Here is a 21,540-nt window from a genome sequence, read left to right as displayed (position 1 = left end):
CGGGGCCTGCCAAGGCCCCGCCCCTTTCCCCACCGGAGTCCCCTATGAGTGACCGCGCCCTCGGCGCGGTGTGTGTTGTCGCGTCCGCCGCCATGGCCTGGGCCGCGCAAGACTACGCCGCCGCCATCTCTTACGAACCCGTCGGCCCGCGCGCGTTTCCGCTGCTGCTGGCCAGTGGCCTGGGCCTGTCGGGCCTGTGGCTGGTGCTCAAACCCAGTGCCGGCGCCGAGGCCTTCCGCGGCGTGCCCTGGGGCCCGACTGCGCTGTGCGCGGCCGCCGTGCTGGCGTACGCGCTGCTGTTCCAGTGGCTGGGTTTTCCGCTGGCCACCGCGCTGATGGCGGTGCCCGTGGGCATGGCCTTCGGTGGCAGCTGGAAGCAGTCGCTCATCGGCGGCGCCGCGCTGGGTGGGGTGCTCTACCTGCTGTTCGACAAAGTGCTCGACGTGGTGCTGCCCGCCGGCCCGCTGGCGGCCCTGCTCGGAGGGAGCTGACATGGACATCCTGCAACACCTGGTGGCGGGCTTCGGCGTCGCACTCAGCCCCACCAACCTGCTGATCGCCGCGGTCGGTTGCTTCATCGGCACCATCGTCGGCCTGCTGCCCGGCCTGGGCCCCATCAACGGCGTGGCCATCCTGATGCCGCTGGCCTTTGCCATGAAGCTACCGCCCGAGACCTCGCTGATCCTGCTGGCCGCGGTCTACATCGGCTGCGAATACGGCGGCCGCATCTCGTCCATCCTGCTCAACGTGCCGGGTGACGCGGGCGCCATCATGACCGCGCTCGACGGCTACCCCATGGCGCGCCAGGGCCTGGGCGGCGTGGCGCTGTCCATCTCGGCCTGGAGCTCCTTCGTGGGCTCGCTGATCGCCACGCTGGGCATCGTGCTGTTCGCGCCGCTGCTGGCCAGCTGGGCGCTGTCCTTCGGGCCGGCCGAGTACTTCGCGCTCATGTGCTTCGCCTTCGCCTGCATCGCCGGCCTGATGGGCGACGCACCGGTGAAAGCCGGTCTGGCCGCCATCATCGGCCTGTCCATGTCCTGCGTCGGGCTGGATTCGAACTCGGGCGTATACCGCTTCACCGGTGGCGACATCCACCTGTCCGACGGCATCCAGTTCGTGGTGGTGGTCATCGGCGTGTTTTCCATCAGCGAGCTGCTGCTGATGCTGCAGGAGCACCACAGCAGCACCGGCCTGGTGACGCAGACCGGGCGCATGCTGTTCAACCTCAAGGAGCTGGCACACACCTGGTGGGGCACCGTGCGCTCCAGCGTGGTGGGCTTTGTGGTCGGCGTGTTGCCGGGGGCCGGCGCCACCATCGCGAGTGCCATGACCTACTCGATGGAAAAGCGCCTGACCGACAAGGACGGCACCTTCGGCAAGGGCGACATCCGTGGCGTGGCCGCGCCCGAGGCGGCCAACAACTCGGCCGCCACCGGCTCCTTCGTGCCCATGCTCACGCTGGGCGTGCCCGGCTCGGGCACCACGGCGGTGATGGTGGGCGCGCTCTCGCTCTACAACATCACGCCTGGCCCGGCGCTGTTCACCCAGCAGCCCGACCTGGTCTGGGGCCTGATCGCCTCGCTGTTCCTGGCCAACGTCATCCTGCTGGTGATGAACATCCCGCTGGTGGGCGTGTTCACCAAGGTGTTGAGCGTGCCCAACTGGCTGCTGGTGCCCGGCATCGTCGCCGTCAGCAGCGTGGGCGTGTACGCGGTGCACGCCACCACGTTCGACCTGGTGCTGATGACCGCGCTCGGCTTTGCCGCCTATCTGCTGCGCAAGCAGGGGGTGCCCATGGCGCCGCTGATCCTGGGCTTCGTGCTCGGCGACATGATGGAACAGAACCTCCGCCGCGCCCTGTCCATCAGCAACGGCGACGCGGCCATCCTGGTGGGCAGCCCCATCACCATCGGCCTGTGGACCGCGGCCGTGCTGATGCTGGTGGTGCCGGTGGCGTTGCGGTGGTGGACCCGCCAGCGGGCCGCCGTCCAGGTTCAGGCCTGAACCGCAGAGGCCGGCCGATCCGCCGGGCGCTACCGGTTTACTTGGCCGTCGGCATCACGAACTCGGCGCCCTTGCCAATCGATTCCGGCCAGCGCTGCATGATCGACTTCTGCTTGGTGTAGAAACGCACGCCCTCTTCGCCATACGCGTGCATGTCGCCGAACAGGCTCTTCTTCCAGCCACCAAAACCCTGCCAGGCCATGGGCACCGGGATCGGCACGTTGATGCCCACCATGCCCACCTGGATGCGGCGCGCGAACTCGCGCGCCACGTTGCCATCGCGGGTGAAGCAGCTGGTGCCGTTGCCGAACTCGTGGTCGTTGATCAGCTGCACGGCTTCACCGAAATCGGCCACGCGCACGCAGCTGAGCACCGGGCCGAAGATCTCTTCCTTGTAGATCTTCATGTCGGTCGTCACGTGATCGAACAGCGTGCCGCCCATCCAGAAACCACCCTCACAACCTTCGCCGGCCTGCTTCGCATCGAAGCCGCGGCCATCGACCAGCAGCTGCGCGCCTTCGGCCTGGCCGGCGTCGATGTAGCCGCTGATGCGGGCATGCGCGGCGGCGGTGACGATCGGGCCCATCTCGGCCGCCAGGTTGGTGCCGTTGAGCACCTTGAGCGTTTTCGTGCGCTCGATCAGCTTGGGCATGATCTTCTCGGCCACGTCACCGACCAGCACCGCCACCGAGATCGCCATGCAGCGCTCGCCGGCCGAACCGTAGGCCGCACCGACCAGCGCGTCCACCGCCTGGTCGAGGTCGGCGTCGGGCATGACGACCATGTGGTTCTTGGCGCCGCCCAGAGCCTGCACACGCTTGCCGTGGTGGGCGCCGGTTTCGTAGATGTAGTTCGCGATGGGGGTGGAGCCGACGAAGCTGACCGCCTTCACGTCCGGGTGCACCAGCAGCGCATCTACCGCCTCCTTGTCACCCTGCACGACGTTGAACACGCCGTCGGGCAGACCCGCCTGCTTGAGCAGGTCGGCGATCATCAGAGAGGGCGTCGGGTCGGTTGGGCTGGGCTTGAGCACGAAGGTGTTGCCGGCCGCAATCGCCACCGGGAACATCCACATGGGCACCATGACCGGGAAGTTGAACGGCGTAATGCCGGCCACCACACCCAGCGGCTGGCGGATGGTCCAGTTGTCCATGCCGGTGGAGACCTGGTCGGTGAAGTCGCCCTTCAAGAGCTGGGGGATGCCGCAGGCGAATTCGATGATGTCGATGCCTCGCGCAACTTCGCCCTGGGCGTCGGTGAAGACCTTGCCGTGTTCGGCGGTGATGGCATGGGCCAGTTCGTCCTTGTGCTGGTTGACCAGCTCCAGAAACTTGAACATCACGCGCGCACGGCGGATCGGCGGCGTGTCGGACCAGGCGGGGAACGCTGCCTGGGCTGCGGCCACGGCGGCGTCCACGTCCGCGGCGTTGGCCAGCGGCACCTGGCCAGTGACGGCGCCGGTGGCCGGGTTGGTCACGGTCTGGCTGCGCGTGGCGCTGCCGGCGAAGCGGGCGCCGGCCACGTAGTGCGGAATGTCGGTGACGGCGGGGTGGCGTGCGTTCATGAATGTGTCTCCAGTGGATGAATGCACGCAGTCTAGGAAGCACCCCGGATCGATACAAGACCGGAACCTTGAATTGATTGTTCACATTGGTGAACAATCGGACCATGAACGAACAGAAGATCCACGAGTTGTGGGGCCACGTGCACTGGCTCACCGTGCTTGACCAGCAGGGCAGCTACACCGCCGCCGCCGCACGCCTGGGTGTGAGCAAGGCGGCCATGAGCCAGCGCATCGCCGAGCTGGAGCGGCTGGCCGGCGTGGCCCTGGTGCAGCGCACGACGCGCAGCGTGCGCCTGACCGAGGCGGGTCAGCGGCTGGCCGACCAGGCGCGGCCGGCGTTCGAGCAGATTGCGCAGAGCGTGGCCCAGGTGCGCGATCTCGCGGGCGCGCCGCGCGGGCTGGTGCGGCTGACGGCGCCGGTGGCGCTGGCACGGCAACAGCTGGTGCCGCGGTTGGCCGAGTTCCTGCGCCAGCACCCGGAGGTTCGCATCGAGCTGAACCTGTCTGACCGGCTGGCCTCGCTGGCCACCGAGGGCTTCGACCTGGCCATCCGCCACACCGCCCACCCACCCGACACCCACGTCGCCTGGACGCTGTGCGCCACGCGTTCGGTGCTCGTGGCCAGCCGCGCCTACCTTCGCCGCCACGGCACGCCAAAGCACCCGTCGGACCTGGTGGACCACAACTGCCTGCACTACCCACGCTCCCAGGACAACCCGGCCTGGACGCTGGAGCCGCGCGAGGCGCGCCTGGGCGAGCGGGTGACGGTGCAAGTGCGCGGGTCCCTCGCCGCCAACAACAGCGAGGCCTTGCGCGACGCCGCGCTGGATGGCCTGGGCATCGCCCTGCTGCCGGACTTCAGCGCGCAGGCGGCCCTCAAAGCCGGCAAGCTGGTCGAGGTGCTGCCGGGCTGGACGCCGGTGGGCTCGTTCGCCGACCGGCTGTATGCGATCCGCCCTTATTCAGCCCATGTGCCGCTGGCGGTGTCGGCCCTGGTGAACTTCCTGCGCGAGGCGATGGCGGACGGATTCGGTGATCTGGAGAGCTCCCCCCAAAACACCGGACATACATCACGACACAAAACCTAGGGTTTACCCTATACTGCAGTGCAGCAAATCCGCTGTTGTCCCTCAGGAGCGTGTCATGAGCACTGCAACCTTTTCCCATTCCGCCCACTTTCTGAGCACCGTCCGCGAGATGTTCGCAGGCTGGTTCGCCACCCGCACCGCCACCCCGGCCCGCCCGCTGACCCGCTTCGAAGAAGCCGAGCAGCTGCGCGCCATGGCCGACGACGTGGCCCAGAGCGATCCGGCGTTCGCGCAAGATCTGTACGCCGCAGCAGACCGCCACGAGCTGGGGTAACACCCCCCTGCGCCGCTGACGCGGCTTCCCCTACTTCAGCATCCATTCGTGCTGGGGGTCGTTCTTGAACACCCAGAAGCGGTTCGGCCCCGCCATCACGTTGAGGTAGTACAGGTCGTAGCCGTGGGGCGCCACCACCGGGTGGTAGCCGCGCGGCACCATCACCACGTCGTGATCTTCCACGGCGCAGGCCTCGTCCAGGCTGCGGTCGTCGGTGTAGACGCGCTGGAAGGCAAACCCCTGCGGCGGGTTGAGGCGGTGGTAATACGTCTCTTCCAGCTGGGTCTCGGTGGGTGGCGTTTCCTGGTCGTGCTTGTGCGGCGGGTAGCTGCTCGAATGGCTGGCCGGTGTCATCACCTCCACCACCAGCAGGTGCGCCGCGGTCGGGTCGTCGTGCGGCAGGATGTCGCAGACATAGCGCGTGTTCGTGCCCTTGCCGCGCACGCTGCGCTTCATGTTCTTGGGGTCGAGCACCTGCACCTTGCGGTTGCGCGCATCGGCCGGCGCGCTACACAGCGCCACCTCGGCCGCCCGCACCGCACGGATGTGCACCACCTTGCCCGCCGGCACGTAGACCGCAGCCGGCGACACCTCTTCAAACACACTGTTGCGCGTGCCCAGGTGGCTGTAGGTCTCGCCGTCGATGGTGACGTCCACCGTGCCGGTGAGCACCACCAGGCACAGCTCGCGCTCCCCGGTTTCCACCGCTTCCGACTCACCCGCCGCCAAGCGCAGCGCCCGGAACCCCACGTGGGTCCAGCCGGCGCGCTCGGGCGTGACGTTGACGATCTCGCGCCCGCTGGGCGCGGCCTTGGCAAGCAATGGGCTGACCATGGTGGTTCTCCTGCTGCTCAGTTCAGGCTGTCGACCAACGTGCGCAGGGTCTGGTACCCCTTCTTGGCGTACTGGTAGCTCGGCGCGACCGCGGGGTCCTGCTCGGCCTCCACCACCAGCCAGCCTTCATAGCCGTTGTCCTTCAAGGTCTTGAGCACGGCGACGTAGTCGATGCTGCCGTCGCCGGGCACGGTGAAGGTGCCGTTGATCACGCCGTGCAGGAAACTCCAGCCGTCGTTGCGGGCCTGGGCGATGACGGGGGTGCGCACGTCCTTGCAGTGCACGTGCACCACGCGCTTGACGTGTTTCTTGAGCAGGTCGACCGGCGCGGCGGCACCGCCGAAATAGGCATGGCCGGTGTCGAACAGCAGGAAGACCTTGGCCGGGTCGGTCAGCGCCATCAGCTTGTCCACATCGGCGGGCGACTCGACGTAGGCGCCCATGTGGTGGTGGTAGGCCAGCTTGATGCCGTAGGTCTTGAGCAGGTGCTCACCGAAGGCGTTCAGGCGCTCGGCGTAGGCGTGCCACAGCGCCTCGTTGGCGAACTGCGGGCGCCTGGACACTGGGGTGTCCATCTGGCCCTGCACCGTGCCGGCGCATTCGCCGTAGACCACCACCTTCACGCCGTTGTACTGCAGCTTGCTCATGTGGGCCTTGCAGCGTTCGATCTCGGCGGCGACGGCCTGTTCGTTGGTCTGGCCCGGCTCGAGTTCGGCGAGGAAACCGGAGTACCAGCCCGAGACGCAGGCCAGACCGAACTCGTCGAGTTTGGCTTTCAGGCCCGGGCCGTCCTTGGGGAACTTGTTGCCCAGCTCAAAGCCTTCGTAGCCGATCTCCTTGCCTTCCTTCAGCGCGGTTTCCAGCGGGGTTTCGCCGCCCAGGGACGGCAGGTCGTCGTTCATCCACGACAGGGGATTGATACCGATGCGGACATTCCAGCTCATGGCTTTGGCTTTCTTTCAGAGGATCAATGATCAGTTGTTGTGAGGAAGGAGCTTGTCGAGATTGGCGGGCGTGACCAGTTCAAATGGCACGTCCACGAAACGGGGCACCGGCTGCTGGCGGATCAGCTTGAGCGCGGTGTGCACGGCGCCAGCCCCCTGGCCGGCGGCGTTCTGCAGCACGGTGACCTTGAGGTCGCCCGCCTTCATGGACGCCAGCGCGTCGGGCGTCGCGTCGATGCCGGCGACGACGAAATCGGGCGTCCAGGCCTTGCCGGCCTTCAGGGCCTCGATGGCCCCCAGGGCCATCTCGTCGTTGTTGGCCACCACCGCGTCGAAGCGCTTGCCCGTGTTCGCAGAGGCGGCCAGCAAGTTCTGCACGATGTGGCGGGCGCGGGTGCGGTCCCAGCCTCCCAGACGCTTGTCCAGGATGCGGATGCCGCTGCAGGCCGGCCGGGCCAGCACGTCCTCCACGTCCTGCGTGCGGGTGCGGGCCGCCTCGTTGGCCAGGTTGCCCATCAGCACCACGATCTGCCCGCGGCCGTTCAGGCGGCGGCACACCTCTTCGGTCTGCAGCGTGCCCGAGACCTTCTCGTCCGACGCGACCAGGGCCACGCCCGGCGGCAGCTGGTCGAAGTCGACCGGCTTGCGGTTGACATAGACCAGCGGGATGCGGGCCTGCGTCACCATGTAGGTGATCAGGCGAGTGGACTCGGTGTCCACCGGTACTACCACGATGGCATCGACCTTCTGCGCCACCAGGTGGCGTATCTGGTCGAGCTGCGCCGTCTTGCTGCCCTTGGCGTCTTCCAGCTGCACCGTGGCGCCGGTGGCCTTGGCCGCGTCCATCACGCCGTTGCGCAGCAGGGACAGGAACGCGTCCTGCTCGGACAGTGCGAAGCCGATCTTCTGGGCGTGCGCCGACAAAGGCAACAGCGCCGCGCCCACCACCAGTGCCAGCCCTTTCAGAAAGCGCTTCATGCCGGTTTCCATTGTGGTTCGCGTCAGAGGCGCTGCTGCGACTGGCCTTGCACATAGGTGGCATGCGCTGCGCGCACCTCGGCGCGCGCCGACACCTCGGGCACCGCCACCTCCCACCAGCAGCCACCCTCGGTGGTGCGGGTGTGGGTGGTGTCGATCACGATCACCTGGGTGCGCGTGGCCTGACGGGCCTTGACCATCGCGGCCTTGAGTTCGACCACGTCCTTCACATGCACCGCGTCGGCGCCCATGGATCGCGCGTGCATGGCGAAGTCGATGGTGCTGCGTTCGCCGCCCTCGGGCACGCAATCGTCCAGCAGGTTGTTGAAGGCCGGGCTGCCGGTGGCGGTCTGCAGGCGCTGGATGCAGCCGTAGCCGCGGTTGTCGAGGATCACCACGATGATCTTCTGGCCCAGCATGACCGAGGTGGCCAGCTCGGAGTTGGCCATCATGTAGGAGCCGTCGCCCACCAGAACGATGGACTCCTGCTCCGGCCGGGCCATCTTCACGCCCAGGCCGCCGGCCACTTCGTAACCCATGCACGAATAGCCGTACTCCATGTGGTAATTGCCCGGCAGGCTGGCACGCCAGAGCTTGTGCAGCTCGGCCGGCAACGTGCCGGCGGCGCACAGCGCCACGTCTTGGGTGCCGCTGTCCAGGCCCAGTTCCAGCGCCGAATCGCGCACCGCACCGATGACCTCGGCGTCGTAGGGCAGCATGTCTTTCGGCACGTTCGTGGTCAGCTCGGTGATGCGGGCGTTGGCTGCGGCGGCCTGCTGTTTCGCGCGTGCCGTCCAGGCGGCGTCGGCGGCCCAGCCGGCCAGACCGGCTTCGAGCTGGCCCAGGCCCACGCGGGCGTCGGCCACCAGGGCCTGACCGCTCCACTTGCCGGCGTCGTAGGGCTGCACGTTCAGGCTCAGCAGCTTCGCCTGCGGGAACAGGGCGTGCGAGCCGGTGGTGAAGTCCTGCAGCCGGGTGCCGACGGCGAACACCACGTCGGCCTCGCGCGCCATGTCGTTGGCCCAGGACACGCCGTCGACGCCGATGGCGCCCAGGTTGAGCGGGTGGTCCCAGGGCAGGCTGCTCTTGCCGCCGTGCGACTCGACCACGGGCACGCCGTGCGCGTCGACGAAGGCGCGCAGCGCGGCCCAGGCCTGGCTGTAGAGCACGCCGCCGCCGGCCACGATCAGCGGGCGCTTGGCGTTGCGCAGCAGGGCGATGGCGTTGGCGAGCTCGCGCTCGTCCGCGGATGGGCGGCGGAAGCGCAGCAAGCCGGGATTCAAAAAGTCTTCGGGGCAGTCGAAGGCCATGGCCTGCACGTCCTGCGGCAGCGAGAGGCAGGCCGGTCCGCAGGAGGCCGGGTCCGTCATCATCTGGATGGCGCGCGGCAGCGCGGTCAGGATGTGCTCGGGCCGGGTGAGGCGGTCGAAGTAGCGCGTGACGGGGCGAAAGCAGTCGCTGGCGCTGACGTCGCCCTGGCCGAAGTGTTCGATCTGCTGCAGCACCGGGTCGGGCCGTCGGTTGGCGAAGATGTCGCCGGGCAGCAGCAGCACGGGCAGGCGGTTCACATGGGCCACCGCGGCTGCCGTGACCAGATTGGTGGCACCTGGGCCGATGCTGGTGGACACGGCCATGATGCGCTGGCGGAACTGGGCCTTGCTGTAGGCGATCGCTGCGTGCGCCATGGTCTGTTCGTTGTGGGCTCGCAGCGTGGGCAGCTGGTCGCGAACCTGGGCCAGCGCTTCGCCCAGCCCGGCCACGTTGCCGTGGCCGAAGATGGTGAACACGCCGCCGCAATAGGGCTCGATGGATGTGCGGCCGTCGAGGTGTTCCACCTCCACGCGCAGTGCGGCCAAGTGCTTGACCAGGGCCTGCGCCATCGTGAGTCGTTGGGTTTTCATGTCTTGAACCAGTTGTTCAGGCGGCAGCGCGCTGGGCCGTATGGCGCGAGCGCCAGGCATCCACCAGCACTGCAAAGTTGCGGGCCACTTCGTCGATCAGGGCCGCATCATCGATCTCGCCCTTGAACCATTTCAGGGACGCGTCGGCCCAGAGGGTACGCCCGACCATGAAGCCCTTGACGATGGGGTTGGTGGCGTTGGCGAAGCTGCTCGCCAGAAAGTCCAGCGGCTGATTCAGGCCCAGGATGACGGCGCCACGGCAGTGGCGGTCGCGCTCGGTGATCAGCGCCTCCAGATCGCGCCAGCCTTGCTCCTGCATGGGGGCCAGCTTCCACCACTCCGGCTTGACGCCCAGGTTGTAGAAGCGCTTGACCGCGCGCAGCACGGCAGCGTCGGCCGTGCCGTCGGGCGTCATGGCCTTCGGGGGAATGATCTCCAGCAGCAGTTCGTTGCCGCTCGCGCGCGTGGCCTCCCAGAGCTCCAGCACGGTCTGCTCCTGCTCCAGGCGCAACGCGAAGTGATCGTCCGGGTGGTAGTGCACCAGGCACTTGACCACCTGCTCGGTCGGCCAGTGCACCAGCGCGCTGCCGATGGAACGTGTGCCGTCGAAGCGCAGCGGGCGCGAGCCCGGCAGCTCGACCGGCCGGCCGACCCACCAGCCGCGGCCGGTGGCGCTGGCCAGCGCGTCGCGGCCGTAGTCGCCACCGTCGATCAACACACCGGTGTGGCCCTGCAGCCAGCGGCTGCGCTCGACCTGCTCGGCCGCCTGCACCAGCAGCTTCTTCAAGGCGGGAATGCGCGATTCGGCAGCCCCGGCGGCGCGGGCAATGTCGTAGAACTGGCTGCGGTGGTCGAAGGCCATCACGCACAGGTCTTGCCAGCTCGGGCGCGCGGCGGTGACGCGGTGCAGGTGCGCCAGTTGCTCGTCGGCGTCGACCTTGGGGTTGCGGCTGCCGCCGAACCAGTGGGCCAGCTCCGCCGGCGTCGGCATCGCGGCGGAGCAGGCGTGGCGCGAGACCACGATGGCGCCGCAGGCATTGGCCACTTTCGTGGACTCCGCCCAGTCCTTGCCCTGCAGCAGGCTGGCCATGAGGCCGGAGAGGAAGGCGTCGCCCGCGCCCAGCACGTTGAGCACCTCCACGCGCTCGCCGCGGTAGGTCGGTGCGGCGTCGATGTCGTCGGGCACATCGCCCTCGATCACGCAGCAGCCCAGAGCACCGCGCTTGACCACCATCGTGGCGGCGGGGCACAGCGCGCGCACGGCGTGCAGGCTGGCGATGATGTCGTTCGCCACGCCGCCGGCGATGAAGAACTCTTCTTCGGTGCCGACCAGCAAATCGAACAGCGGCAGGCTCTGCTGCAGCTGGCGCGTCACGCCCGCATCGTCCACGAAGCGGTTCTCGCCGGCGCCGCGGCCGGTCAGGCCCCAGAGCACCGGGCGGTAGTCGATGTCCAGAACGGTCACGGTGCCGTGGCGGCGCGCAGCTTCCAGCGCCTTGTGCGCGGCGGCACGGGTGCCGTCGGTCGAGAGGTGGGTGCCGGTGATGGCCAGCGCGCGGCACTGGGCGATGAAGTCTTCGCTGATGGCCGCAGCGTCCAGCGCCATGTCGGCACAGTTCTCACGCATGAACAGCAGCGGGAAGGTGTCGCGGTCTTTCAGGCCCAGCAGCACCTGGGCGGTGAGGCGGTCCTTGTCGATCTGCACCTGGCTGGTGTCGCAGCCTTCGGCCTGAAGCCGCTCCAGCAGAAAGCGGCCCATCTGCTCGTCGCCGACGCGCGAAATCATGGCGCTGCGGCAGCCCAGGCGGGCCACACCAAACGCCAGGTTGGCGGAGCTGCCACCGAGGTACATAGAAAAGCTGCGCGCGTCTTCCAGGCGGCTGCCGAACTGCTGGGCGTAGAGATCGACGGCCAGCCGGCCCAGGCAGGCCAGGTCGTGCGCGCGGCCTTGCGGGAACGGGAGCTTGGGCATCAGATGGTCACTCCTTCCAGGTCTTCCATCAGCGTCTTCATCTCCGCGCCGCCGGCCATCATGTCCAGCAGCGCTTCTTTCGAGATGTCGGCCTTGGCGTAGGTGCCCAGCGACTTGCCGCGATTGAGCAGGGTGAAGCTGTCGCCCACCGGGTAGGCGTGGTTGGCGTTGTGGGTGATGAAGATGACCGAGATGCCGCGCTGGCGCGCCTTGAGGATGAGCTTGAGCACGTTGGCGCTCTGCTTGACGCCCAGCGCCGCGGTGGGCTCGTCCAGGATCAGCACCTGCGCGCCGAAGTGGATGGCGCGCGCGATGGCCAGGCACTGCTTCTCGCCGCCGGACATGGTGCCGATCATCTGGCCGGCGTTGCGCACGCGGATGCCCATCTCGCCCAGCTTCTCGGTGGCGATGGCCTCGGCCGAGGCGTGGTCCATCACCGGCAGCACGCCGAACAGCTTGCGCACCGGCTCGCGCCCCATGAAGAAGTTGCGCGCCACGCTCATCAGGGGCACCAAGGCCAGGTCCTGGTAGACGGTGGCGATGCCGGCGTCGAGCGCGTCGCGCGGCGAGCGGAAGCGCACCGGCTCACCGTTGACCAGGTACTGGCCTTTGTCGGCCAGGTGCACACCGGCCAGGGTCTTGATCAGCGTGGACTTGCCGGCGCCGTTGTCGCCCAGCAGGCAGTGCACCTCGCCGCGCCTCAGGCGCAGGGTCACACCGTTGAGGGCGATGACCGGGCCGAAGAACTTGGAGATGTCTTCGAGTTGAAGGATGTAGTCGCTCATGGCCATCTCCCCGTTCACAGCCTGCCCATCGCGAAGCGGCGGCGGATGTAGTTGTTGAACAGCACGGCGGCCAGCAGCATCACGCCCAGGAACACGCGGTACCAGTTGTTGTCAATGCTGGTGTAGCCGATGCCGATCTGCACCATGCCGAAGATCAGCGCCCCGAAGGCCGCACCGATCACCGAGCCGTAGCCCCCGGTCAGCAGGCAGCCGCCGATGACCGCCGCGATGATGGCTTCGAACTCTTTCTGCAGGCCGCGGTCGGCGGCGGCAGAGCCCGCGTCGGCCACCTGCAGCACGGCGAACAGCGTGGCGCAGAAGGCGGTGAACATGAACAGGCCGATCTTGACCCGCGCCACCGGAATGCCCACGTTCTTCGCGGCATTCGCGTCGCCCCCCACGGCGAAGATCCAGTTGCCGGCCCGGGTGCGGGCCAGCACGAAGGCGCCGGCCGCCGTCAGCAGGAACCACCACACCACCACCTTGGGCACGCCGATGGCCAGGGCCGTGCCGTCGTCGCGCGCCGCCATCCAGCCGGCCGCGGCGAGGCTGTCGAACAGGCCGGTCAGCACATGGCCGTGGAACAGGGCCGACACCACCGGGTCGGCCAGCATGGCTTCCTGCAGCACGATGTCGCCGCTGCTGGACAGGATGGTCTTGCCGGTCAGCAGCACGGCCACCGCCAGCGACAGCCCGCGCAGGATGAAGAAGAAGGCCAGGGTCACGATGAAGCTGGGCAGGCCGGTCTTGATCACCAGCCAGCCGTTGAGCCAGCCCAGCGCCAGCGCGCAGGCGAAGGCGAACACCACCGCGGCGCTGGGCGCCCAGCCCCATTCGAGGATGGGGATGGCCACCATCATCCCGGCGAAGCCAATCATGGAGCCGACCGAAAGGTCGAACTCGCCGGCAATCATCAGCAGGGCCGCCCCCACGGCGATGATGCCCAGGAAGCCCGCCACGGTGCCCCAGTTGACCGTGCCCTCGGCGCTGAACATGCCGGAGTCGCCGGCCGCCAGCAGAAAGATAGCCACCACGAGCAGTGTGCCGGCGATGGCGCCGAACTCGGGGCGGGCAAGCAGCTTGCGCACCGTGCCCACGTTGCGCACGCGCTCGTCGCCCGGCAGGTTGGCGGGCGCGCCGCTCAGGTTTGCACTGGCCATGTCATGTCCTCAATCAATGTCTCTGTCGAAAGACCGGCGCCCTCCCGGGCACCGGTCGGGGTGCGGGTCAGCGGTACTGGCCAGCGTACTTTTCCACCTTGGGCAGCGTCTCCTTGGTCACGAAGCCGGGGCCCGAGCCGATGTGGCGCGCGCCGAAGGCGGGCGCCAGGCCGTACTCGGCGAAGCGGGCCTTGGTCTTGGCATTGGCCTGGATGGCCTCGGACACCTTCTTGATGTCGGTGGTCTTCTGGGCCTTCATGGTGGCCATCACCGCGACCGGGATGTAGCCCTGCAGGTAGGGCTGCTGGTCGATGCCGAACTGGATGGTGCCGCCCTTGATGGCCTTGCCGATTTCATCGGAGAGGTCGAAGGTGGCGAACCAGAGCTTGCCGGCCTGGCCGCCCTTCTCCAGCGCCTTGAGCGTGGGGTGGGCCGAGGTCGGGCCCAGGGTCAGCACGGCGCCAGTGCCGGCGTTCTGGCGCAGGTAGGCGCTGACCTTGGACTCGATGGTGGTCGGGTCGTCGCCGGAGTCGATGGTGCTCTTCTTGAAGTCGGCGCCAATGGCTTCGGCAAAGCCGCGGCAGCGCTCGAACGAGGCCGGGTTGGTGGCGTAGTGGTTCACGCACAGGAAGCTCTTGACGCCCGCTGCCTTGGCGCGCTCGCCCGCGCCCTTGCCGGCCTCGTACTCGGGCTGGCCCACGTGCATGATCGCTCCCAGTTTTTCGCTCTGCTCCGTGGTGCCGGAGTTGATGGTGATCAGCGGGATCTTCTTGTCGGTGACCTTCTTGAGCGCGCCCTGCAGCACGTTGAAGTCGGCGATGGTCGTGATCACGCCGTCGACGTTCTGCGCCGCGGCCTGCTCGATCAGGCGGGCCATGTCGGCCAGGTCGCCGTTGGCCGGGTTGCGGTACTCGACCGTCACCCCATAGTCCTCGCCCGCCTGCTTGACCGAGTTCTTGATGGTGTTCCACCACGAGTCCGAATCGGGCGCGTGGCTGATGAGCACGTACCGGCCCTGGGCCTGCGCGGCACCGGCGGCCAGCAGGGCGGCCAGGGCCAGGGTCTTGAGCACGGGTCGCACGGAAGAAGCGTTCATGAATGTCTCCAGTCGTTGGTTGAAGCGGAATGCCTGCGTGCCGTCAGGAGCGGACAGACCGGCCCAGCGGTGGCACGGGACGGATGGTAGGACGCTAAGAGAATTTTTCTTCTAGATGTTTTCCCTAATGAAAGATTTTTTCTATTTTTTCATTTCTCGGCTACATTGCTTCCCATGACTTCTCCCAAGCCCGCCACCCCTGTGGACGAGTTCCTGCAGCGCCTGGTGCAGGAGCACGGACAGCTCAGTCGGCAGCTCAAGCTGATCGGCACCTACATCGAACAGCACCGCGACCACGTGGGCCTGGAGCGCATCCAGGACATCGCCGACCACTGCGGCGTGCAGCCCTCGGCTGTGGTGCGGTTTGCCAAACACTTCGGCTTCTCGGGCTTCTCGGAAATGCAGGCCCTGTTCCGCGCCGGCATCGCCACCCAGATCGCCCCCAGCCGCAGCTACCAGAACCGCATCCGCGAGGCCGTGGCGCGCAGCGACCACCCGCTGGACGGCACCAGCATCGCGCAGGAATTCGTGAGCGGCGCCGTGGCCGGTCTCGAAGAGCTGGGCCGCCATCTGCACGAGCTGCCCATCGACCGCGCGGTGGACCTGCTGGCCCACGCGCCATCGCTGTGGGTGGCCGGCGCGCGCCGGGCCTTTCCGGTGGCGACCTACCTGGCCTACGCGTTGCAGCACACCGACAAGCCGGTGCAGTTGGTGGACTTTGCCGGCGCCATGCACGTGGGCCAGGTGCGCGGGCTGCGGCGCGGCGACGTGATGGTGGCCATCAGCTTTGCGCCCTACGCCGAAGAGACCATGGACGTTGTGCGACAGGCCCGCCAGGCCGGCGCAACCGTGATCGCCATCACCGACAGCCGCGTCGGCGCGCTGGCCCAGCTGGCCGACGTGGCCCTGGTGGTGCAGGAGAGTGCCGTGTTCGGCTTTCGCGCGCTATCCAGCACCATGGCCCTGGCGCAGTGCCTGTTCATCGCCCTGGCCTACCGGCTCGAACTCGAATACAAGCCCAGCGGCGCCGCGGCGCGCTGACCCGTTTTCCCCTTCCACCCCAACCTTTTCACACGCACATGAAACACGTTGCCGTTTTCGGCGCCGGTCGCATCGGCCGCATCCACGCCACCAACCTCGCTGCCCAGCCGGGCGTCCAGCTCAAGTACGTCTGCGACGCCCTGCCCGCCGCCGCGGCCGATCTGGCCCAACAGCTCGGGGCGCAGGCCTGCGACATCGACACCGTGTTCGCGGACAAGTCCATCGACGCGGTCGCGATCTGCTCGCCCACCACCACCCACAGCGACCTGATCGCGCGCGCCGCCGCCGCGGGCCAGCACATCTTCTGCGAGAAGCCGGTCGACCTGTCGGTGCCGCGCGCCGAAGCCGTGGCACAGGCCGTGGCCGCCGCGGGCGTGGGTTGCATGATCGGTTTCCAGCGCCGCTTCGACCCGACCTTCAACGAAGCCCGCCGCCGCATGGACGCGGGCGAGATCGGCGCCCCCGAGATGCTGGTCATCACCAGCCGCGACCCGGGCGCGCCGCCGGTGGAGTACATCAAACAGTCGGGCGGCATCTTCCGCGACATGCTGATCCACGACTTCGACGTGTTCCGCTGGATCCTCTGCGCCGATGGCGACGAGGCCGCCTGGCTGAGCGCCACCGGCTCGGTGCTGACCGACCCGGCCGTCGGCGAAGCGGGCGACTTCGACTGCACCGCCGTCACCATCCGCACACACAAGGGCCGCCTGTGCCAGATCAACACCACGCGCCGCGCCGCCTACGGCTACGACCAGCGCTTCGAGGTGCTGGGCTCGGCCGGCCTGCTGCAGTGTGGCAACCACACGCCCAGCGAGGTGGTGCAGTGGGACGCGAACGGCGTGAAGGCCGACAAGCCCGAGGCCTTCTTCCTGCAGCGCTATGCCGCCGCCTACCGGCTGGAGATCGAACACTTCTTTGCCTGCCTGCAGTCGGGCCAGCCGTTCAAGACCACGGTGCAGGACGGCGTGATGGCGCAGAAGCTCGCCGACGCCGCGACGCAAAGCGCGACCACCGGCCAGCCCGTCACGTTCTGAGGCTGCCCGCATGAGCACCAAGATCCTCAACGTCGGCATCGCCGGCCTGGGCCGCCTGGGCAAGCGCCACGCGCAACAGCTGGCCCGCAACACGCCGGGCGCGCGCCTGGTCGCGGCCTGCAGCCCGGTGGCCGCGGAGCTCGACTGGGCGCGAGACGAACTGGGCATCGACCGCTGCCACGACTCGCTGGAAGCGATGCTGGCCGCGCCCGACATCGACGCCATCGTGCTGGTCACGCCCACCACGCTGCACGCCGACCAGACCAGCGCCTGCCTGCGTGCGGGCAAACACGTGTTCGTCGAGAAGCCGCTGTCGCTGGACGTGGCCACCTGCGAGGCGGTGGAGGCCGTCGCGAAGCAGCACCCGGATCGGGTCGCCATGGTCGGCTTCGTGCGCCGCTTCGACCCCAGCTACGCCGAGGCCAAGGCCGCCATCGACCAGGGCGCGCTCGGCAAACCCTTCCTCGTGCGTTCGCAGACTTGCGACCAGAACGACGAATCGGGCTTCTTCGTGCGCTTTGCCGAATCGTCGGGCGGCATCTTCATGGACTGCAGCGTGCACGACATCGACCTCGCGCGCTGGATGCTGGGCAACCCCAAGGCCACGCGTGTGTTCGCCAGCGGCACCATCGCCATCCACGAGGGGCTCAGGCCTTTCGGTGATGTGGACAACGGCCTGGCCATCGTCGAGTTCGAGGGCGGCCAGCGCGCGGTGTTCTACGCCAGCCGCACCATGCCGCACGGCCACGAGACCACCACCGAGGTCATCGGCACCACCGGCACGCTGCAGGTCGGCATGGGCGCACACCTTTCACGCGTGCAGTACCGCGACGCGAGCGGCGTGGGCCACCGCGCCCTGCCCGACTTCTTCGCACGTTTCGGCGACGCCTTCCGGCTGGAGATGGAAGCCTTCGTCGCGGCCTGCCGCGGCGAGCGCCCCTCCCCGCTGACGCTGAACGACGCCACCGAGGCCACGCGCATCGGCCAGGCGATCACGCAGTCGCTGCGGACCGGTCTGCCGGTGACGTGCTGAAGCGCCACTCCACCACCAGCGCCATGGACTGGCCGGGTGCCACCTCGGTCCAGCCGGGCTGGCCTGGCAGATGCGCGGCGTCGATGGGGTGGCTGATCGGCTCGAAGCAGAACACCGGCGGTTCGGCCGGCGCGTAGAGCAGGCAGTCCGGGTGCGCCTGCGAGCCGTCGGGCAGCGTCAACGTGCTGAGCATGTGCAGCGCCAGATCGCGCTCGGGCCATTCGATCAGCGCGGCGCCGTCCCAGCCGCCAAAGCCGTTGTCGATCACGAGGCGGTCCACCAGTGCGCCCTGGCCCAGGTCCCAGCCCTCGGGGAAATCGGTGCTGTAGCCGGTCGGGATCTTGTCGGGCCGCGCCAGCCACACGCCGTCGACCCGGGCGCGCAGGCGGCACGCGGGCGTGCGCGTGAACCAGGGGTGCTGGGCCAGGCCGAACGGCAGCGCATGTTCGCCGCGGTTGACCACCTCCAGCGACTGGTCCATGCCGCCGTCCACCAGGGTGAAGGTCTGCGTGGCCGTGTAGTGGTAGGGGCTGCCGCCAAAGCCCGCGCTGCGCAGCTGCATCTGCACGCCATCCTCTCCGGAACGGGTCAGCTGCCAGGGCTGGAGCCAGCCGTCGCCGTGGATGGGGTACGGGTCGTCGGGGGTGTTGGGCGCCAGGGGGTGGAAGCGCCCGGCGTGCTCGAAGCCGCCACCGCTGATGCGGTTGGACCAGGGCAGCAGCGGGTAGCTGGCCAGCGCCTGCATGCGCGCGGTGCGGCCGTCCCAGGCCCGCCAGAGGTCCACCGGCTCGCCGTCGCGCACCCACTGCCAGGCGACGACACCGCCGCCGGCATCGGGCATCACCGCCAGCCGCTGCGTGCGGTGTTCGATCCAGTGCACGCCGCCAAAATGTTGTTCGCCCATGGTCTGCTCCCGTGGTGGTGTCTGGTGATGGTCAGCCGGCGAAGGGGGACGCGAGCAGGCCCGCCACACCCGGCCGAACGGCAAACAGGCCACCGGCCAGCGGCTCGCGAGCCAGTGCCGCGTCGTCCAGGCTGAAGCGCGCGGAGGTGATGAACAGAGTCGAAAGGTCCGGCCCGCCGAAGGTGCACGAGGTGACCTGGCTCACCGGCAGACGCACCCGTGCCAGTTCCTGGGCTGTGTCGGGGTCGTGGCAGGTGACACAGCCGCCGCCCCAGTGGCAGATCCACACCCGCCCGAGCGCATCGGTGGTCATGCCGTCGGGCACGCCGTCCTCCGGGGCGAACTGCAGCCAGAGGCGACGCCCGGTGATCTCGCCAATGTCCGGGTCGTTGTCGTAGGCCAGCACCTGGCCGTTGACCGTGTCGTTGAACAGCATGGTCCGGCCCTGGTGGATCCAGGTCGGACCATTGGTGACCGCGAAGCCTTCGTCCATGCGCGCCCAGGCGCCGTCGGCCCCGACGCGGTAGAGCGAGCCGGTGGGCAGCGTGCACCCGAAGTCCATGCTGCCCATCCACCAGCGCCCCGCCGCGTCGCAGCGCGCGTCGTTGAAGCGGTTGTCGCTGCGTTCGGGTTCGGGCTGGCACAGGTAGCGCGGCGCTTCGCCTGGACGGTCGGGGTTCCAGAACGCCGGCCCCCGCCGCAGCGCGATCGCCAGGCCCTCGCCGGTGCGGCGCTCGGCCAGCGCAGACACCTCCTCGTCAAACGTCCAGCTCTGCCGCGCGCCGGTGGCGGGGTCGAGCCGGTGGATGTGGCGCGAGAGGATGTCGACCCAGAACAGGCACCGCCGCGACACCGACCAGAGCCCGCCCTCACCCAGCACCGCGGCCGCCGGCCAAAGGCAACGCACCTCGTCGGTCACCTGGAAGGGCTCGCGGTGGGCGGGTACGGAAGGCAGGCGCGGCATGGTGTCTCCAGGGGTCGGGGCTTGACGTTCGGCGCATTATGCGTTCAGATTGATATCTGTTTGATTGCAATTTTGATTTTTCAGATACCTATTTATATATGTCATCCAGCAGCAACCCCGACGTCCCCGCCGCCCACCCGTTGGCCGCCCGCTACCCCAGCCTGCAGGGCCGCCGGGTGTTCGTCACCGGCGGCGCCACCGGCATCGGCGCGGCCGTGGTGGCGGCCCTGGCCCGCCAGGGCGCCCAGGTCGCCTTTGTCGACGTGGCGGCGTCCGCCGCCGAAGCACTCTCGCAGCAGCTGGCCGACGAGGGCCACGCCCGCCCCTGGTGGCGCGCGGTCGACGTGAAGGACATCGCGGCGCTGCAGGCCGCCATCGCCGACGCGACGTCCACTCTGGGCGACTTCGGCGTGCTGGTCAACAACGTGGCCAGCGACGACCGCCATCGCCTGGAAGACCTCACGCCCGCCTACTTCGACGAGCGCATGGCCGTGAACCAGCGCCCCGCCCTGTTCGCGGTGCAGTCGGTGGTGCCCGGCATGCGCCGCCTGGGTGGCGGCTCGGTGATTAATTTCGGCTCTATCGGCTGGCAGACCAAGAACCCGGACTACCCCTGCTACGCCATCGCCAAGTCGTCGGTGAACGGGCTCACCCGCGGGCTGGCTGCCTCGCTGGGCAAGGACCACATCCGCGTCAACACCATCACGCCGGGCTGGGTGATGACCGAGCGGCAGGTGCGGCTGTGGCTGGACGCCGCGGGCGAACAGGAGATCGCGCGCAACCAGTGCCTGCCCGACAAACTCCTGCCGCACCATGTGGCGAGCATGGTGCTGTTCCTGGCCGCGGACGATTCGGCGATGTGCACCGCACAGGAGTTCGTCGTCGACGGCGGCTGGACCTGAAATCAAATCAGGCTGACAGCCTGATGCCGTACTGCGTGAGACAGGTTTGTTTCAGCACCTTCATCATCACCTTGGCGCCGGGCGAGAGCAGGCGGTCGGTGCGGGTGATGAGGCCGAAGGCGTCCATGTGGCAGGGCATGTCCAAGGGCAGCACGCTCAGCAGCCCGTGCGAGGCGTAGTAGTTCGCCACCTCGCTCGCCACCACACCCACCATGTCGCTCTGCTGCAGCATGCGGGTCATGAACAGCAGAGCCGAGGTCTCAATGGTGTTGATCGGTGGGCTCAGGCCCTCCTGCTGGAACATCAGGTCGAAGCGGTGGCGCAGCACGCTGCCGGCCGGCGGCACGATCCAGCCCGCGCCATGCACGTCGCGCAGGCTCAGGTTGCTCACCCCCATCAGCGGATGCCCCGGGCGCGTCACCGCCGACACCAGCTCCCCGGTGAGCGGCTCGTAGGCCAGGTTGCCCTTGTCGTGCTCGGCAAACAGGCGCCCCACCACGATGTCCAGCTTGCCCTGCTCCAGCCGGTCCAGCAGCACCGGGCTGGTCTCGATGTCCAGCGAGATGCGCAGGTTGGGGTGCTCCTGCTTCACCAGGGCCACCGCCGGCGGCAGCAGACTCAGGCCCGGCGAGGTGACGGCGCCGATGCCCACCTGGCCGAAGTGGCCGGTCTTGAGGGCCGTCAGCTCGTCGTGCGCCTGGTTCAGGCTGGCCAGGGCCATGCGCGCGTGGCGGATCATGGTCTCGCCGTACCAAGTGGGGCTCATGCCCCGGGGCAGGCGCTCGAACAGCGGCACGCCCAGCACATCCTCCAGGTCCTTGAGCAGCTTGGACGCCGCCGGCTGGGTCATGCTCAGCACCTGGGCCGCGCGGTGGATGTTGCCCTCCTCGGCCAGGGCCACCAGCAACAGCAGCTGGCGGGTCTTGAGCCGGGCGCGGATGAACCAGTGGTTGTAGTTGCTCATCGGGGGTTTTCGAGAATGCCAAGAAAGATATCAATTTTGTCTGAAAAACGATTGGATTGATATTAGAAACGCTCCTAGACTGCCGCCCAACGTCACAC

General features: G+C 68.3%; 20 protein-coding genes. 8 read left to right on the top strand and 12 right to left on the bottom strand.

Features of this window, described 5'->3' with window-relative positions; translation table 11 throughout:
- The first annotated feature begins 44 nt into the window (after positions 1 to 44).
- The gene (locus ACFOPI_RS07315; protein WP_382172516.1) at positions 45 to 491 is read left to right on the top strand and encodes a tripartite tricarboxylate transporter TctB family protein; all 447 of its coding nucleotides are present in this window, start codon (positions 45 to 47) and stop codon (positions 489 to 491) included.
- A gap of 1 nt (position 492) precedes the next feature.
- Positions 493 to 2,004: a tripartite tricarboxylate transporter permease gene (locus ACFOPI_RS07310; protein WP_382172514.1), complete on the top strand. Its 1,512-nt coding sequence runs from the start codon at positions 493 to 495 to the stop codon at positions 2,002 to 2,004.
- A 37-nt stretch (positions 2,005 to 2,041) separates the two neighbouring features.
- Here ACFOPI_RS07310 and ACFOPI_RS07305 read toward each other — a convergent pair whose 3' ends face one another.
- Entirely contained in the window at positions 2,042 to 3,568 is a 1,527-nt protein-coding gene (locus tag ACFOPI_RS07305; RefSeq protein ID WP_382172513.1) for a CoA-acylating methylmalonate-semialdehyde dehydrogenase, read from the bottom strand.
- Between the two features lie 104 nt (positions 3,569 to 3,672).
- Here ACFOPI_RS07305 and ACFOPI_RS07300 point away from each other — a divergent pair, with 104 nt between their 5' ends.
- The gene (locus tag ACFOPI_RS07300; protein WP_382172511.1) at positions 3,673 to 4,656 is read left to right on the top strand and encodes a LysR family transcriptional regulator; all 984 of its coding nucleotides are present in this window, start codon (positions 3,673 to 3,675) and stop codon (positions 4,654 to 4,656) included.
- A 55-nt stretch (positions 4,657 to 4,711) separates the two neighbouring features.
- On the top strand, positions 4,712 to 4,930 hold the full coding sequence (locus tag ACFOPI_RS07295; protein ID WP_382172509.1) for a hypothetical protein: 219 nt from the start codon (positions 4,712 to 4,714) through the stop codon (positions 4,928 to 4,930).
- Between the two features lie 30 nt (positions 4,931 to 4,960).
- Here the strand turns inward: ACFOPI_RS07295 and iolB are convergent, their stop codons facing one another.
- The 8 genes from iolB to ACFOPI_RS07255 all read right to left on the bottom strand — a co-directional run bounded on the left by iolB (position 4,961) and on the right by ACFOPI_RS07255 (position 14,600).
- On the bottom strand, positions 4,961 to 5,764 hold the full coding sequence (gene iolB / locus ACFOPI_RS07290) for a 5-deoxy-glucuronate isomerase (RefSeq protein ID WP_382172507.1): 804 nt from the start codon (positions 5,762 to 5,764) through the stop codon (positions 4,961 to 4,963).
- A gap of 17 nt (positions 5,765 to 5,781) precedes the next feature.
- Positions 5,782 to 6,708, bottom strand: a complete 927-nt coding sequence (gene iolE / locus ACFOPI_RS07285; protein ID WP_382172505.1) for a myo-inosose-2 dehydratase — start codon at positions 6,706 to 6,708, stop codon at positions 5,782 to 5,784.
- A 30-nt stretch (positions 6,709 to 6,738) separates the two neighbouring features.
- Positions 6,739 to 7,686 (bottom strand): substrate-binding domain-containing protein, encoded by a 948-nt coding sequence (locus tag ACFOPI_RS07280; RefSeq protein ID WP_382172503.1) that lies wholly within the window; start codon positions 7,684 to 7,686, stop codon positions 6,739 to 6,741.
- A 23-nt stretch (positions 7,687 to 7,709) separates the two neighbouring features.
- Entirely contained in the window at positions 7,710 to 9,587 is a 1,878-nt protein-coding gene (gene iolD, locus ACFOPI_RS07275) for a 3D-(3,5/4)-trihydroxycyclohexane-1,2-dione acylhydrolase (decyclizing) (protein WP_382172501.1), read from the bottom strand.
- 16 nt (positions 9,588 to 9,603) lie between these two features.
- Positions 9,604 to 11,559, bottom strand: coding sequence for a bifunctional 5-dehydro-2-deoxygluconokinase/5-dehydro-2-deoxyphosphogluconate aldolase (locus ACFOPI_RS07270; RefSeq protein ID WP_382172499.1), 1,956 nt, complete (start codon positions 11,557 to 11,559; stop codon positions 9,604 to 9,606).
- A complete protein-coding gene (locus ACFOPI_RS07265) occupies positions 11,559 to 12,344 on the bottom strand; it encodes an ATP-binding cassette domain-containing protein (protein WP_382172497.1) in 786 nt (261 codons plus the stop codon). The genes ACFOPI_RS07270 and ACFOPI_RS07265 overlap by 1 nt, the downstream gene beginning before the upstream one ends.
- Positions 12,345 to 12,358: 14 nt before the next feature.
- Positions 12,359 to 13,504 carry an ABC transporter permease gene (locus tag ACFOPI_RS07260; RefSeq protein ID WP_382172495.1) on the bottom strand — a complete coding sequence of 382 codons (1,146 nt, stop codon included), beginning with the start codon at positions 13,502 to 13,504 and terminating at the stop codon, positions 12,359 to 12,361.
- A 67-nt stretch (positions 13,505 to 13,571) separates the two neighbouring features.
- On the bottom strand, positions 13,572 to 14,600 hold the full coding sequence (locus tag ACFOPI_RS07255; protein ID WP_382172493.1) for a sugar ABC transporter substrate-binding protein: 1,029 nt from the start codon (positions 14,598 to 14,600) through the stop codon (positions 13,572 to 13,574).
- A 174-nt stretch (positions 14,601 to 14,774) separates the two neighbouring features.
- On the opposite strand from ACFOPI_RS07255, the gene ACFOPI_RS07250 reads away from it, so the two are divergent.
- Genes ACFOPI_RS07250 through ACFOPI_RS07240 form a run of 3 tightly spaced genes read left to right on the top strand, consistent with a single transcriptional unit; the run spans position 14,775 to position 17,708 of the window.
- Entirely contained in the window at positions 14,775 to 15,641 is an 867-nt protein-coding gene (locus tag ACFOPI_RS07250) for a MurR/RpiR family transcriptional regulator (RefSeq protein WP_382172491.1), read from the top strand.
- A 38-nt stretch (positions 15,642 to 15,679) separates the two neighbouring features.
- Positions 15,680 to 16,675: an inositol 2-dehydrogenase gene (iolG, locus tag ACFOPI_RS07245; RefSeq protein WP_382172489.1), complete on the top strand. Its 996-nt coding sequence runs from the start codon at positions 15,680 to 15,682 to the stop codon at positions 16,673 to 16,675.
- A gap of 10 nt (positions 16,676 to 16,685) precedes the next feature.
- On the top strand, positions 16,686 to 17,708 hold the full coding sequence (locus ACFOPI_RS07240; RefSeq protein WP_382172487.1) for a Gfo/Idh/MocA family protein: 1,023 nt from the start codon (positions 16,686 to 16,688) through the stop codon (positions 17,706 to 17,708).
- On the opposite strand, the gene ACFOPI_RS07235 is transcribed toward ACFOPI_RS07240, so the two are convergent.
- Positions 17,668 to 18,612, bottom strand: coding sequence for an aldose 1-epimerase (locus ACFOPI_RS07235; RefSeq protein ID WP_382172485.1), 945 nt, complete (start codon positions 18,610 to 18,612; stop codon positions 17,668 to 17,670). The genes ACFOPI_RS07240 and ACFOPI_RS07235 overlap by 41 nt on opposite strands.
- 31 nt (positions 18,613 to 18,643) lie before the next feature.
- Complete coding sequence (locus ACFOPI_RS07230) at positions 18,644 to 19,576, bottom strand: SMP-30/gluconolactonase/LRE family protein (RefSeq protein ID WP_382172483.1); 933 nt, start codon at positions 19,574 to 19,576, stop codon at positions 18,644 to 18,646.
- 98 nt (positions 19,577 to 19,674) lie between these two features.
- Between ACFOPI_RS07230 and ACFOPI_RS07225 the strand changes: the two genes are divergently transcribed.
- The gene (locus ACFOPI_RS07225; RefSeq protein WP_382172481.1) at positions 19,675 to 20,478 is read left to right on the top strand and encodes an SDR family NAD(P)-dependent oxidoreductase; all 804 of its coding nucleotides are present in this window, start codon (positions 19,675 to 19,677) and stop codon (positions 20,476 to 20,478) included.
- A 7-nt stretch (positions 20,479 to 20,485) separates the two neighbouring features.
- Here ACFOPI_RS07225 and ACFOPI_RS07220 read toward each other — a convergent pair whose 3' ends face one another.
- Positions 20,486 to 21,442: a LysR substrate-binding domain-containing protein gene (locus tag ACFOPI_RS07220; RefSeq protein ID WP_382172479.1), complete on the bottom strand. Its 957-nt coding sequence runs from the start codon at positions 21,440 to 21,442 to the stop codon at positions 20,486 to 20,488.
- Positions 21,443 to 21,540: the final 98 nt, after the last annotated feature.

Source organism: Hydrogenophaga luteola (assembly GCF_042648585.1).
Classification (GTDB): Bacteria; Pseudomonadota; Gammaproteobacteria; order Burkholderiales; family Burkholderiaceae_C; genus Hydrogenophaga; species Hydrogenophaga luteola.
This window is presented reverse-complemented; position numbering and strand designations above follow the sequence as displayed.

Bases quoted from the DNA above. Each gene is read 5' to 3' on its own strand.
- ACFOPI_RS07315 (WP_382172516.1), top strand. From the start codon at position 45: ATGAGTGACCGCGCCCTCGGCGCGGTGTGTGTTGTCGCGTCCGCCGCC.
- ACFOPI_RS07310 (WP_382172514.1), top strand. From the start codon at position 493: ATGGACATCCTGCAACACCTGGTGGCGGGCTTCGGCGTCGCACTCAGC.
- ACFOPI_RS07305 (WP_382172513.1), bottom strand. From the start codon at position 3,568: ATGAACGCACGCCACCCCGCCGTCACCGACATTCCGCACTACGTGGCC.
- ACFOPI_RS07300 (WP_382172511.1), top strand. From the start codon at position 3,673: ATGAACGAACAGAAGATCCACGAGTTGTGGGGCCACGTGCACTGGCTC.
- ACFOPI_RS07295 (WP_382172509.1), top strand. From the start codon at position 4,712: ATGAGCACTGCAACCTTTTCCCATTCCGCCCACTTTCTGAGCACCGTC.
- iolB (WP_382172507.1), bottom strand. From the start codon at position 5,764: ATGGTCAGCCCATTGCTTGCCAAGGCCGCGCCCAGCGGGCGCGAGATC.
- iolE (WP_382172505.1), bottom strand. From the start codon at position 6,708: ATGAGCTGGAATGTCCGCATCGGTATCAATCCCCTGTCGTGGATGAAC.
- ACFOPI_RS07280 (WP_382172503.1), bottom strand. From the start codon at position 7,686: ATGAAGCGCTTTCTGAAAGGGCTGGCACTGGTGGTGGGCGCGGCGCTG.
- iolD (WP_382172501.1), bottom strand. From the start codon at position 9,587: ATGAAAACCCAACGACTCACGATGGCGCAGGCCCTGGTCAAGCACTTG.
- ACFOPI_RS07270 (WP_382172499.1), bottom strand. From the start codon at position 11,559: ATGCCCAAGCTCCCGTTCCCGCAAGGCCGCGCGCACGACCTGGCCTGC.
- ACFOPI_RS07265 (WP_382172497.1), bottom strand. From the start codon at position 12,344: ATGAGCGACTACATCCTTCAACTCGAAGACATCTCCAAGTTCTTCGGC.
- ACFOPI_RS07260 (WP_382172495.1), bottom strand. From the start codon at position 13,504: ATGGCCAGTGCAAACCTGAGCGGCGCGCCCGCCAACCTGCCGGGCGAC.
- ACFOPI_RS07255 (WP_382172493.1), bottom strand. From the start codon at position 14,600: ATGAACGCTTCTTCCGTGCGACCCGTGCTCAAGACCCTGGCCCTGGCC.
- ACFOPI_RS07250 (WP_382172491.1), top strand. From the start codon at position 14,775: ATGACTTCTCCCAAGCCCGCCACCCCTGTGGACGAGTTCCTGCAGCGC.
- iolG (WP_382172489.1), top strand. From the start codon at position 15,680: ATGAAACACGTTGCCGTTTTCGGCGCCGGTCGCATCGGCCGCATCCAC.
- ACFOPI_RS07240 (WP_382172487.1), top strand. From the start codon at position 16,686: ATGAGCACCAAGATCCTCAACGTCGGCATCGCCGGCCTGGGCCGCCTG.
- ACFOPI_RS07235 (WP_382172485.1), bottom strand. From the start codon at position 18,612: ATGGGCGAACAACATTTTGGCGGCGTGCACTGGATCGAACACCGCACG.
- ACFOPI_RS07230 (WP_382172483.1), bottom strand. From the start codon at position 19,576: ATGCCGCGCCTGCCTTCCGTACCCGCCCACCGCGAGCCCTTCCAGGTG.
- ACFOPI_RS07225 (WP_382172481.1), top strand. From the start codon at position 19,675: ATGTCATCCAGCAGCAACCCCGACGTCCCCGCCGCCCACCCGTTGGCC.
- ACFOPI_RS07220 (WP_382172479.1), bottom strand. From the start codon at position 21,442: ATGAGCAACTACAACCACTGGTTCATCCGCGCCCGGCTCAAGACCCGC.